The organism is Capilliphycus salinus ALCB114379, from assembly GCF_047276495.1.
Taxonomy (GTDB): domain Bacteria; phylum Cyanobacteriota; class Cyanobacteriia; order Cyanobacteriales; family Microcoleaceae; genus Capilliphycus; species Capilliphycus salinus.
Window position 1 is genome coordinate 5,241,033 of the sequence record NZ_CP178543.1, and the last position, 12,843, is coordinate 5,253,875.

Consider the following 12,843-nt stretch of genomic DNA (forward strand, 5'->3'; position numbering starts at 1 on the left):
TCAAAAAACAATGCAACTCCAAACCGAGCGTTTAATTCTTCGAGAATATCAACCCGATGATTTAGATAACATTCTCGGTATTTTATCCGACCCGAAAACCATGAGTTATTGGCCGCAACCGTTCACTCTATCTCAAGTGGAAGCCTGGATAAAACGCAGCTTAGAAAGTTATAAAATAAACGGATTTGGTCGTTATTTAATCCAACTCAAACCCACAGCAGAAATCATCGGAGATGCGGGAATTTTAAAGTCAAACGTTGCCGATGAACTTGTTAACGATTTGGGTTATATTATCCATTATCCCTATTGGGGAAAAGGATATGCAACCGAAGTCGCGACAGCCCTCAAAGATTATGCGTTAACCGTTTTAAAATTAGAAAGTCTACACATCAATATGCCCCGAAAATCATCCCGCATCTCGCCGAGTAGCCGAAAAAATAGGGATGAAATTTATTCGAGAATTTAACAACGAAAAAAATCGCCATATCAAAACCTTGTTCTATGGAATTTGATCTCATCTCCGACTAATCAAGAATTATTCTGTAGGGGCGGGTTCTATAAGATCTTTAACGACTACTCAAAAATTGAGATAAACCCGCCCCACCCATAACAAAATTATTAATCAAACGGATATCATATGAGATTATTTTTGAGCGTTTGAAGTGAATTCTATGATAACATCATATCGAAAATCATTGGCTAATTGAGTTAACATTTTAGCCAAAGAACCGTGATTTTCGGGAATTTGATCGATGACTTCACCCACCAACTTACTATTGAGTTTGCTGGCGGCTTGATGTAACTCTTTGATCCAACTTTCAGGCATAACCGCCAACACTTCCGGCGTCAGTTGAGAGGGGTCGGTGATTTCCGTTTTTTGAGGAATTTGGGGATTTCCACATTCATTAATGGGAGAATTTTCATCATACAAAAACTTCACCCCCAAATGTTTGGCGATTTTTTCAAACAACATTTCGACTCGAAAAGGTTTGCGAACAAAATCATCACACCCGGCTGATAAAATAACGGTTCTATCTTGTTGAAAAACACTCGCCGTTAAAGCAATAATAACCGTCGCCTGACCCTGCAAATGTTGTTTAATGTATTGAGTCGCTTCGTAGCCATCCATCACCGGCATTCGCATATCCATAAAAATCAGATGCGGTTGCCATTTTTCCCATTTTTCTATGGCATCCTGACCATTTTCTGCTTCTTGAAGTTCAAATCCGAGCGGCTTCAATAATTTTACCACCAATTGGCGATTTGTCCAGTTATCATCAACCACCAAAATTCGATAAGTCGGTTGGTTTTCCGCCAGTCCAATCACCTGTTTTTTGAGAGTTTTTGAGGGGATTTTAGCAGCGTTGGCGGGTTCAAAATTAATCTTAAATTTAAAACAAGTTCCCTGACCGTATTGACTGCTAACGGTAATTTCTCCGCCCATCAGGTTGATAAACTTTTTGCTGATGGATAAACCCAAACCCGTACCCTGTTGGGATTTTCGTCCCGTTTCGGTTTGGATAAAGGGTTCAAAAACATATTGAAGTTCTTCTGGAGAAATACCCGTTCCCGTATCTTCCACTTCAAAAATTAGCCTGTGATTTTTTAAAGTTTTACCCTTTTTAACCCGTAAAATAATACAACCTTGTTCGGTGAATTTAATCGCATTTCCGAGCAAGTTAATTAAGACTTGACGCAGTTTACTTTCATCGGTTTCTATCGATTGAGGAACATCGGAATCAATCTCAAATATCAATTCTAATCCTTTTGATTTGGCTTTCAACTCCAACATATCTCGGAGACATTGCAGCAGTTTCAGCAAGTCAAACGGAGTAGAATTCAGAGTAATTCGACCCGCCTCTATTTTCGACATTTCTAACACATCATTAATCAGATTTAATAAATGTTCGCCGCTGCGACTAATGATGTCTAAATGGTCTTGATGTTCAGCCAGTAAAACGGATTTTTTACGTTTTAAATCCCGGTTCATTAGTTGAGTAAAGCCCAGAATTGCATTTAACGGCGTGCGGAGTTCGTGACTCATTCGGGCTAAAAATTCACTTTTAGAATGGTTGGCGGCTTCTGCGGCTTCTTTGGCTTGTTGTAGGGCGATTTCAGTCTGTTTTCGTTCGCTAATATCTCGCACCACAGCACAACCATACTCTTTATTATTGTACTCTAAATAACTTAACGTAATTTCAACGCTAATATTTTCCCCCATCTTGGTTTTATGAGTAGATTCAAACGTAAAAGAACCCTGTTGTCTTAAATTTTCCCAAGAAATCGGCCAATGATTTTCACAGGCATTGGGATCGATATCCTTGACTTGCATTTGTAGGAATTCATCCCGAGAATATCCGAGGGTTGTTGTGGCGGCTTCATTGGTATAAAAAAAGCGGGCGTTGATATCTGTCAACAGTACATAATCCATCGATTTATCAATGGAAAATTGAGTCAGTCGCAGCTTTTCATCAATCTCTTTTTTTTCGGTAATATCCTCCAAAACCCCAATAATTCCAATCACATATCCGTCAGCATCCAGCATCGGCACCCGACTGATATCTAACCAAATTTGTCTACCGTCTGCGGTGAGTTTTTGTTTGGGTGCAATCACATTTAATTCGGGTTCTTTGGAAGCCATAACTCGGCGGTCTTGACTGCGATAAAATTCGGCAATTTTTGCATCTTTAAACAGGTCGTAGTCTGTTTTACCGATTACAAATTCTGAACTTTCTAACTGGGCGGATTCGGCCCATTTTTTGTTGCATCCTTTAAAGACTAAATTGGTATCTTTCCAAAAGACTTGTTGGGGAATGTTATCTAAAACCAAACGTAAATATTCTTTCTGTTGTTTGAGATCGGCTTCAATTTTTTTATATTCAGTAATATCTTGAACTTGGGTAATCACCGAAAGCGGATTTCCATTTTTATCCAGTCGGAGATAGCAGTGCAGAATTCCATAAACCCAATGTCCTTCTTTGTGGCGATAACGTTTTTCAAGCTTATATTGCTTAAATTCTCCCCGAATTAATCGATAAAAATAATCCATACTTAAATCGCGATCGTGGGGATGGGTTATCTGATTAAATCCCCGACGCATCAGTTCTTTTCGCGTGTACCCAATGAACTCACAAAAAGAGGTATTAACTTCTAAAAATTGTCCGTCTAGTGAAACTTCCGCCATCCCAATGGGGGCTAAATGAAACAAATCTCGAAAGTGGTTTTCACTTTCTAAAAGGGCGGTTTCTGTTTGTTCTAGCTTTTCGGTGAGGGTTTGAATGGTTGAATTTTTGGGGTTCATAGTCAGTTTTAAATCAACTTAGAAAGGAATAGTAAAGTAAAACGTTGTTCCGACGCCAAACTCAGATTCAAGCCAGATCCGTCCCCCGTGACGTTCAACAATTTTCTTACAAATTGCCAACCCAATTCCCGTACCTGGGTACTCTTGAACCGTATGTAAACGTTGAAAGATTTGAAAAATTTTATCGAAGTAATCCGGTTTGATTCCAATCCCGTTATCTTGAATCGCAAACAGCCATTCTCCGGGTTTTTCTTCCACAGAAATCGTCACTTGAGGAATTACACCGGGACGACAATATTTAATTCCATTCCCAATCAAATTTTGAAACAATTGTCCGAGTTGAATTCGATCCGCTTTTACCGTTGGTAAGGTTTGATGGGTGATAATCGCCTGAGTTTCTTCAATACAATGATGGAGTTGTTTTCGAGTTTCTGCTAAAATAAGATTACAATCAATCGGTTGCAGTTCCCGACGTTTGGTTCCGACCCGACTATATTCTAATAAATTTTTGATCAACTCCTGCATCCGAATTCCTTCTTCTAAAATCGGAAGCACATATTCGTCGGCTTCTTCTTCCAAATTAATCTCGGATTTTAAAGAGAGAACTAATTCGGCAAAACCGGTAATGGTTTGTAGGGGTTGTTGTAAATCGTGGGAAACAATATAGGCAAATTGTTCGAGTTCTTGGTTGGAATGGGCTAAATCTTGATTGAGTTTATGCAGCTTAAAATTTTGGCTGTGGAGTTGTTGCTGTAGCCGACAAATGGTTAACTGATTTTCCACTCTCGCCAACACTTCTTCAACTTGAAAGGGTTTAGTAATATAATCGACTCCGCCGACATTAAACGCTTTAACTTTATCAAAAACATCATCTAAAGCGCTGAGAAAAATTACCGGAATTTTGGCTGTACTTGCTTGGGACTTGAGTTCGGTACACACTTCATAGCCATCTAATCCCGGCATTTTAATATCGAGTAAAATCAAATCGGGGGGCGCATTTTGAACCGCCATTAATGCCAGCTTTCCATTAATTGCACATTGCACTTCATAGCCCCGTTCAGTTAACGTCTCCGACAACAAACGCAAGTTATCCGGTAGATCGTCAACAATTAAAATATTGCCCTTCTGTTCGCTGAAAAAATGGCTGTTCATAGGATGATCTGATGTTCGGGTTCGACTCAAAACCCCTCTATTTTCCTGCCAAGAGTCGTTTATGAATCTAATCTATTGTAACGGACAGCAGACGACTTTAGCCAATTTTTCTATATTAAGAAATTTTTCAGATCCTCCTCAGAATTTTGCCGATTACATCAGACGTCGTACCACCTCCTGATAAGCAGCACTATTCATTCCCACTCCTCTTTCAGCCAGACGGGGATCGAGGTATTGTTGCAACATATAAATTCGATCTGAAGTCGCCGGATGGGTGCTTAAAATTGTCGGGGGAGAACCACTTCCGAGCAATTTTTCCATAAAATCTAAAGCGGCTTTTTGAGCATATCCGGCCCGTCCTAAAGTGATAATTCCTAAGCGATCTGCTTCATACTCCGCCTCTCGACTTTTTGGGCGTCTTAATGCCAATTCTACCCCAATTTGTACCGCAACATTATTATCTAATCCGGCAGCAGAAGCCAACCCTTGAGCAATTGCAATTTGCCGCATTTGTTTGAGAGAATGTTCTCCGACAATATGAGATATTTCGTGAGCAATAACACTCGCTAATTCTGCTTCATTATCGGCGGCTAAAATTAACCCTTTATGAATATATACAAAACCGCCCATTGTCGCAAACGCATTAACTTTATCATCATCAACGACTTGAAACGTATAAGGAATATCAGGACGTTCACTAACTTTAACTAATCGCTGACCAATTAAATCAATATACTGAGTTAAAGCCGGACTGGGATATAATTTAAACTCCCGACCGACCATCCGATCATTAATCTGTTTTCCCAGTGCAACTTCTTGGCGATCTGAAATCGTAGAAAGCTGAAGAATTCTCACCCCATGAAAAATCAATTTTTCAATCGGAATCGCTTGGACAGCCGGAAGTGAACTCATCCAAAATGTTAACGCCGTACAAACCGAGAGTAAAGGATAAAACCAGCGACGATGAAACCATCTGGGCTTGAATAATAAAAGTTTAGACATAATTAATCCTTGAATCTTAAACTTTAATATTGGAATTAATAAAATCTAAAAAATATTTGATTTAGAAGGGGTGAACGAGACGGATAAAAATCTCGACTCGCTCAGATGTGGATTGGTGTGTTATCCCCGTTTGAAGTTCCCATTAATTGGCTACATTCCCGTTTTTAGACGAATCGATTTAAGTTCATCGGTTGAGGTTTAGAGAGATAATAACCCTGAGCATAATCCAAACCTAACGCTTTCACCTCATTCAAAATTTCTTCATTTTCAACCCCTTTGGCGATCACCTGCAATCCCATACTCTGACCCAGATAATTGATCAGTTCTACAATGGCTTTTTCTGTAATATCTTCACCGATATTTTTGACAAAGCGCTCGGAAATTTTTAAATAATCTACGGGCAGATATTTGAGATAGTTAAAAGAGGACATATTGCCGCCACAATTATCTAAAGCACAGCAATAACCCCGAGTTTGTAAATCAGTAATCACATCGGAAGCTAGCCTTAAATTTTGCAGAGCTACCCCTTCGGTAATTTCAAAGCAAATGATGTCGGGAGATAGCTCAAACTCGCTCACCTGAGCGTGAATCGACTCAAATAAGCCTTCATCTTTTAAGTGAGAAGCGGATAAGTTGATTGAAAAACGATGGTTCTCTAAAATGTCAGGGGGAACTTGAGCTAACTGTTCCAATAAACGGTTAATTACCCACCGTTCGATTTGATAACTGAGATGATAACGTTCGGCAATCATCATAAAATAAGCGGGTAAAATCAGTTGATTATTCTCGGTTTTTAAGCGAAGTAAAACTTGAGAATATTGGCGATCATCTAAGGTGGCCAGCGGCGTCAGTTCTTGCAGATATAAACAAAAACGATTTTCTGCTAACGCTTGCTTAATTTGCTTAACCCATTGCCAATCACTTAAAAAATGAACATTTTGATAAGTTCGGGTTCGAGGGGAAGTCCGTGTTTTTTTCCGGGTGATCGAAACCATTTCTTCAACTCCTGTGAATAAGAATCATTTTTGGTTGTCTCTATCTCCCAGATTAACCCCGGACTGTAAGCTAGCTATGAACGTTAAATGAGAATTTTCTTAAGAAGGCTTTTTAAACAAACATCAAAAAATCATGCAGATAGGTTAAGATCTGCACTGAAGCGAGAATTGCAAGGATTTCCACCCTCAAAATTGTCAAAATTGAACCGTTTAGCGGACGTTTAGATTTTGAAACATCACCATTCTCAACAGTTCAACTTGAGGCGCTTGTACTCGCAATTGTAACAGATTAATCGGATTAGACCACTCAATCTTCGCATTGAAATAAAGACAGAGTGTGATGATTGCCGCCAGCAGTAGCTTTTCAAACATAATCAACTCCTCCCCAAAAATTTTTCTCTGCTGCACCGAACTTTGGTGTACACTAAAATAGTATGAAAAATCTAAAAAATTCTATGTGATTTAAGACAATATTTAGGATGACCTCATTAACCCATTGCTTGTGATAGGGGTCACACCGATTGCCGATTGACTTGACTTGCGAGCCAACAAAAGGGACAATTTCCAGTGAATTTCTGTTGTAGAAAACCGAAATAGTTGTTAAAAAAACAAAATTATTTTAATCAAAAGCTCACGGGAGCGACCTCCGCCCTGTAAAATATTCAGTAGAGATTTGTTGATAGGCTGGAGGATACAATGCTGGCACATATCCTGGCGATCGCTGTGGGTTTTGGGAGCTTCGCCGTTTACATGGCCGCTTTCTTTTTTCCAGAAGTTCATCGCAAAAATGACTTCTTCTGGAGTGGTGTAGGATTCTTTTATGCGCTGATTTTGTGGGTCTGTGCCGGACGCATCACCGGAGCCGTCCTCCTGGGTCAAATGGCCAGCGTCGCCTTGCTGGGTTGGTTTGCGCTTCAAACCCTGTATTTGCGGCGTGTCGTGACTCCCGAATTCGGGAAAACCCCGGTTCCCGCCAAACTGCAACAACAAGTCAGCAGTTTACTGGCCGTTCAAGCAACGCCACCTCAGGTCACAGCAAGCCCGACAATAAACGATATCAATCAAGATACCACTCCCCCGGTCGCCGTGCAACCTCCGGCCGAGTCTGTGGCTGTTGAACCCGCACCCGAAACCGTCGAAACCCAACAGGAAACCGAAGCCGAAGTGCCGATTTCCGCCGAAGAAATTCCCGCAGAAATTCCCGCAGAAATTCCCGCAGAAATTCCCGCAGAACCTCCCGAACCGATCGCAGAAATTCCGCCAAATACCGAAACCGTTTCGACATCTGAAACCGAAATGGCCTGGGAACCGCAACCCGTCGCGAAACAACCCGAACCCGAACCCATTTCAGCAACAGAAAACCTCGAATTTGAAGACAAATTCGATGAAGTAATAGAGGCAAAAACAGAACCCCCGGCTCAACCCCAAGTTACAGCAAAAGCCGCACCCAAACCCAAACGATTATCCCGAGTTTTTCGGACAATTGCGGGTTTATTTAATCGGCGGAAAAATCAAGCAGAACCCACCATTTCACCAGTAGAAACCCCGGCAGAAACCTCCGTAGAAACCCCCGTAGAAAACCAACCCAAAACCGAAGAAACACCAACCCTAGAAACCGTTGTTGCTCAAGAAGACGTCATTCCCAAAACGCAAACCGAATCCCCCGAAGTCGAACCCAAAACCGCAGAAACACCAACCCTAGAAACCGTTGTCGCTCAAGAAGACGTCACCCCCAAAACCGAACAAGCCGAACCCGAACCCGTAGCGGAAACCGAGACAATAGATCTAACAGAAATTGATCCTTCTGCGATCTTAGAAACACCATCAGAAGGCGAAGTCCAAGAAATTACCGTTACCGTAGAACCGGATATTCCTTCAGCGAGTCCCTTTGAAAAAATGGCATCTGCTTACTCAGAAAAAGAGGAAAACTCAACCGCAATTTCCGAAGAATCATCCGAAGAAATTGTCTTGGAACCCGTTGAAGAAAAAGCCTCGCAAGCAGAAACTACCGGGGAAATTGAACCCCCTCCCGCTGAGGAAAATCCCGCTCTCAAACGTCCAAATCCACCCGATGAAAAGTTAAAACAAGCGTCTAAAAAACCCAAATCCTCAACGGATTCCGACCAATAAACCTCTAGAATTCCCCAACATTTTTATCGATCCTTATGGCAACTTGGCAATGTGTTAAAAACTGTGGAGCGTGCTGTTATCTCGAACCCTCAGAACGTCCAGAATTAGATGAATATCTCGACTCGGAAGACTTAGAATTGTATTTGAGTTTAGTCGGGGAAGATGGATGGTGCATTCACTACAACGCCGAAAACCGAGACTGTAGTATCTACCCCAACCGTCCCCGCTTCTGTCGGGTTCAACCGGATGTATTTGAGGAGATGTTTGGGATAGAATCCGAGGAGTTAAATGATTTTGCGATTGATTGTTGTCACCAACAAATTGAAAGCGTTTATGGGGATGACTCCCCGGAAATGAAGCACTTTAATGATCAGGTTGGTTTTGATGAGGAAGCGGAAAATCTCACCTATTGAACCGACAGACTTGCATCTTCTGGGGAAATATGAAAATATTATGATTGTATCAGTAGAATAGACTATTTTTTGATAAAATTACTGTGACACCATCTTCTGAGTTACTCCCGTCGTCTAACCAACCCTCAAATTTTTCCCAAGAGAGTTCTCCTGAACTCCCCACCGATGAAACAACAGAAGCAAAATCTCAACCTCAGGAGTCGCCCAATTCCCAACCGACTCAACCCCGCAAACCTAAAAATTCTTGGGCGATTTTTGTTTCGACCTTTATCACGATTTTTTTAGCAGAAATTGGCGATAAAACCCAACTGACAACGCTGTTAATGACGGCTGAATCTCACAAACCTTGGGTGGTTTTTGCCGGTGCGGGAAGCGCCCTCGTTCTCACCAGTTTACTCGGGGTTTTAGTGGGGCGGTGGTTGTCGAATCGGATTGAACCCAAAACCCTAGAACGGGCTGCCGGAATCACGTTGTTAGTGATTTCCTGTTTGCTATTTTGGGAAACGTTTCAATAATTATACCGCAATTTTACACCAAAAATCAACACTTTAAAAGATGGATTTACAACTGTTGGGATTGAGTTTTATCGCCGTGTTTCTCTCGGAGTTGGGAGATAAAAGTCAAGTGGCGGCGATCGCGTTGAGTGGGACCAGTAAATCACCCCGGGCGATTTTCTTTGGGACGGCTTTGGCGTTAGTTTTAGCGAGTTTAATTGGCGTTTTAGTCGGACAGGGGATCGCAGAAGTTTTACCGACTCGTTGGATTAAAATTTCTGCGGCTGTCGGATTTGCGATTATGGGCGTGCGGTTATTGTGGCCGAAATCTGAAGAAAACGAAGAATAAGTGAAAAAGGGGGAAGACGTTTAATCTTTTCCCCCTTTTTTAAAGAAGATATCTGAAATAAGTTAACATTGTTAATTACTTCAAACCGAATAGAATACTCAAAAATTATTGATTGACTGCTTCGCTACGAGTCGCCCGAATACACCAACCTAAAACTACACCCACAACCGTTAATTTAATCAGTTCTAAACTCCAATAACTGAAATGGAGTTGATTCATTCCGGTGGGAACTTCTACAACCGGATTAAACAGGTTTAGATTCAGCCCCAACGAAGCCATTTGAGGCGTTAAAGCATAGGTGTAAGTTAACGCGATCGCCAACAAACCCACCGCCAAAACGCTTAACGTGCGAATGCGATTGCTAAACCCTTCCGGTAACGTAATTCCTAACGCCATCAAGCCCGTTAATCCGACTGCGGCACAAACAACTTCCACCCGATTAAAAGCAGAAAAAATCATCGCACCGGCTGAAACAAACTCGGATTCATTCATCATGCCGGTCATATACATACTCGGCATAATGACGAAATCTAACATTAAGCTTCCCCCCAACCACAGGGCGAGAGTCACCAAAATCACCGTTAACCAACGGGAAGGATTGTATTCGACTTTAGATAATGCTGCCATGAGATAATACCTCAACACTGCTATTGTGTCTTATTTGTATTTTAACGAACATTCCCCCCAAAAAATATGAAGTAATCTTTCAATTTGTACGGCAATCCGTAAAAAAGATTCGTCAAAATTTAACTACGTTGTCTTCCGTCAACTAGATTAATTTTTGTTAAAATCACGGGCAGAAAAGCGAAAATAAGGACAATAACAACAAAAACCTAAAATCGTGAAAGCTGTTATATTACTATCGGGGGGATTGGATTCCTCAACCGTTCTCTATCAGGCCAAAGCCGATGGCTGCCAGTGTTACGCCATTTCCTTCGACTATCAACAACGCCATCAACGGGAACTTCTGTCCGCCCAACACATCGCCGAAAGTGCCGGCGTCGTCCAACATCAGGTGGTAAAATTTGACTTGAGTTTGTGGGGCGGATCGGCCTTAACCGATGGTAAAATCGACTTACCTCGCGATCGCTCACTCGATCAAATGGGCGAAAATATCCCCATTACCTACGTTCCCGCCCGCAATACCATTTTTTTAAGCTTTGCTTTGGGCTACGCCGAAGCTGTTAACGCCAGTCGAGTGTATATTGGAGTCAATGCTTTGGATTATTCCGGTTATCCTGATTGTCGTCCCGACTACATCGCCGCCATGCAAGAGGTGTTTACACTGGGAACCAAACAAGGCCGAGAAGGAAATCCAATCTCGATCTATTCTCCATTAATTCATCTCAAAAAAACAGAAATAATTCAACTCGGAAATAAATTAGGAGTTCCTTGGGAAAAAACCTGGTCTTGTTACGCGGGAGAAGAAAAAGCCTGTGGCGTTTGTGATTCCTGTAAACTGCGGTTGGCCGCGTTTCAACAACTAGGATTAACCGATCCCATTCCCTACGCTGACGGGGTTCTGTGATATCCAGTTGATTAATGCCTGTTCTGGTGATTGCGGGGCGGGTTTAACTCTATCTCGGAGTGGTCGTCAAGATATGGGCAGAACCCGCCCCTACATCACAATCATTAAATAGTGCTAGGAACTAAAATCAAATCGGTTTCTCGCACAATTATACTCAATCTAAATCTGTGATTAGTTCTGCGGGAGTAGTAAATCTGACATCGTTGAGTTATACAAATTCTGCACCTCTAAATTTTGGTTCAGAATAATCGATGGTTTTTTAGCTATATCAATAACCAGCAACCTCGTAAACGAACGTTGATTTGTATATTCTTGAACCACCAAGAATAACAGTTGGTCAATTGGCATTATCCTCGCCTTCAGGTGATAGTAATCTTTCAATTCCCCCAAGTCAAGTTTATTTTGAAAGTTAATTTGATGATTATCAGTTTGAATTTCAGCCAAATAAAGCCGTTTTCGTTTCTCATAAATCAAACCCCAAATAGGAGGTAAAGACGTTACAGCTATTAAATTAAATCCCCACTCCTCTGAATAATCAAACGAAGCATAACGAATTGATTGATAACCTAAAATCGATCTTTCGTTCAAGTAGCTCCTTTGAAAGGGAAACTGTGATTTTCTAAGGTCTACAGAACCCGTATCTAAATTAAGAGGAAGAATGATAATATTTTCTCCCGAACCCGCCTGACTTCCATAAGATTGAAGAATACACCACTGATTCAAATCCGGATTGATCCATTGTCCTGTGAGATGATGGTTAATTCCATGAATATCAAAGGTAGCCAGAATTTGTAGATGACTAGGATTAGAGATATCAACTCGAAGAATATAAGTAGGTTCAATGATATTATCGAGCAAATAAGCAATTGATCGATCAATCAAAATAGCATGGGCATTTTTATTCGTTCCCCGTCGTTCACTTTCAAGGTTTAAATTCACTTTTCCCAAACATTCTAAGTCTGAGTTCAAAGCAACCAGCTTTCCTTCAGTGCAGATAAAAATATGATTTCTATCGACAGCCATTGCTGCAATAGGAGAACATTCATAAACTTTAAGTTTGGCTAGAGATTGTGATATTTTTATAACTTTTGATTCAGATTGATGGGTTTGCTCTTGATTGAGCCTGCTGTCAATATTTTTCGCTAAAATAATTGAATCGGACAAGGCTATAAGCTTGCTAAACCTTCCATGAGAAGGAGTTTCTTCTAAATCAACTGTAGTTTGGGACTCATATTTTTGGGTTTGATTATTATAGGCAAACTGAATCAGTTGACCGCTACATTCAATCAGAAGGTTTGGCAACGAGTAGGATAATGCTTTTTCTTGAGATAGGCTAACATCAGTAAAAAAGTCTTCAGGCATGATGTAATATGAGATCCGACTAATCAATCAGCGTCATGTAGGGGCGGGTTCCGCATTGATTTTGAGGACCACTCCGAGATTGAGTTAAACCCGCCCCGGACCGAGAACTCAACGCAT

At 41.2% G+C, this 12,843-nt stretch carries 13 protein-coding genes; 6 read left to right on the forward strand and 7 right to left on the reverse strand.

Annotation, left to right across the window (positions count from 1 at the left end; genetic code table 11):
• Positions 1 to 10: 10 nt before the first annotated feature.
• Positions 11 to 466: a GNAT family N-acetyltransferase gene (locus ACL6C3_RS21255; protein ID WP_413161038.1), complete on the forward strand. Its 456-nt coding sequence runs from the start codon at positions 11 to 13 to the stop codon at positions 464 to 466.
• Between the two features lie 177 nt (positions 467 to 643).
• On the opposite strand, the gene ACL6C3_RS21260 is transcribed toward ACL6C3_RS21255, so the two are convergent.
• The 5 genes from ACL6C3_RS21260 to ACL6C3_RS21280 form a co-directional block, all read right to left on the reverse strand.
• Positions 644 to 3,301, reverse strand: a complete 2,658-nt coding sequence (locus ACL6C3_RS21260; protein ID WP_413161039.1) for a PAS domain S-box protein — start codon at positions 3,299 to 3,301, stop codon at positions 644 to 646.
• 18 nt (positions 3,302 to 3,319) lie between these two features.
• Positions 3,320 to 4,453: a response regulator gene (locus tag ACL6C3_RS21265; RefSeq protein ID WP_413161040.1), complete on the reverse strand. Its 1,134-nt coding sequence runs from the start codon at positions 4,451 to 4,453 to the stop codon at positions 3,320 to 3,322.
• Between the two features lie 153 nt (positions 4,454 to 4,606).
• A complete protein-coding gene (locus ACL6C3_RS21270; protein ID WP_413161041.1) occupies positions 4,607 to 5,455 on the reverse strand; it encodes a M48 family metallopeptidase in 849 nt (282 codons plus the stop codon).
• Positions 5,456 to 5,619: 164 nt separating this feature from the next.
• Positions 5,620 to 6,450: an EAL domain-containing protein gene (locus ACL6C3_RS21275; RefSeq protein WP_413161042.1), complete on the reverse strand. Its 831-nt coding sequence runs from the start codon at positions 6,448 to 6,450 to the stop codon at positions 5,620 to 5,622.
• 210 nt (positions 6,451 to 6,660) lie between these two features.
• Complete coding sequence (locus ACL6C3_RS21280) at positions 6,661 to 6,822, reverse strand: hypothetical protein (protein ID WP_413161043.1); 162 nt, start codon at positions 6,820 to 6,822, stop codon at positions 6,661 to 6,663.
• Between the two features lie 324 nt (positions 6,823 to 7,146).
• Here ACL6C3_RS21280 and ACL6C3_RS21285 point away from each other — a divergent pair, with 324 nt between their 5' ends.
• The 4 genes from ACL6C3_RS21285 (at position 7,147) to ACL6C3_RS21300 (ending at position 9,836) form a co-directional block, all read left to right on the forward strand.
• A complete protein-coding gene (locus tag ACL6C3_RS21285; protein WP_413161044.1) occupies positions 7,147 to 8,580 on the forward strand; it encodes a Ycf66 family protein in 1,434 nt (477 codons plus the stop codon).
• A gap of 35 nt (positions 8,581 to 8,615) precedes the next feature.
• The gene (locus tag ACL6C3_RS21290) at positions 8,616 to 8,993 is read left to right on the forward strand and encodes a YkgJ family cysteine cluster protein (RefSeq protein WP_413161045.1); all 378 of its coding nucleotides are present in this window, start codon (positions 8,616 to 8,618) and stop codon (positions 8,991 to 8,993) included.
• A gap of 83 nt (positions 8,994 to 9,076) precedes the next feature.
• Entirely contained in the window at positions 9,077 to 9,508 is a 432-nt protein-coding gene (locus tag ACL6C3_RS21295) for a TMEM165/GDT1 family protein (RefSeq protein ID WP_413161046.1), read from the forward strand.
• Between the two features lie 40 nt (positions 9,509 to 9,548).
• Positions 9,549 to 9,836 carry a TMEM165/GDT1 family protein gene (locus ACL6C3_RS21300; RefSeq protein WP_413161047.1) on the forward strand — a complete coding sequence of 96 codons (288 nt, stop codon included), beginning with the start codon at positions 9,549 to 9,551 and terminating at the stop codon, positions 9,834 to 9,836.
• Positions 9,837 to 9,941: 105 nt separating this feature from the next.
• Here the strand turns inward: ACL6C3_RS21300 and ACL6C3_RS21305 are convergent, their stop codons facing one another.
• The gene (locus ACL6C3_RS21305) at positions 9,942 to 10,463 is read right to left on the reverse strand and encodes a DUF4149 domain-containing protein (protein ID WP_413161048.1); all 522 of its coding nucleotides are present in this window, start codon (positions 10,461 to 10,463) and stop codon (positions 9,942 to 9,944) included.
• Between the two features lie 214 nt (positions 10,464 to 10,677).
• Here ACL6C3_RS21305 and queC point away from each other — a divergent pair, with 214 nt between their 5' ends.
• A complete protein-coding gene (gene queC / locus ACL6C3_RS21310) occupies positions 10,678 to 11,364 on the forward strand; it encodes a 7-cyano-7-deazaguanine synthase QueC (protein WP_413161049.1) in 687 nt (228 codons plus the stop codon).
• Between the two features lie 171 nt (positions 11,365 to 11,535).
• Here the strand turns inward: queC and ACL6C3_RS21315 are convergent, their stop codons facing one another.
• Entirely contained in the window at positions 11,536 to 12,726 is a 1,191-nt protein-coding gene (locus ACL6C3_RS21315; protein WP_413161050.1) for a hypothetical protein, read from the reverse strand.
• Positions 12,727 to 12,843: the final 117 nt, after the last annotated feature.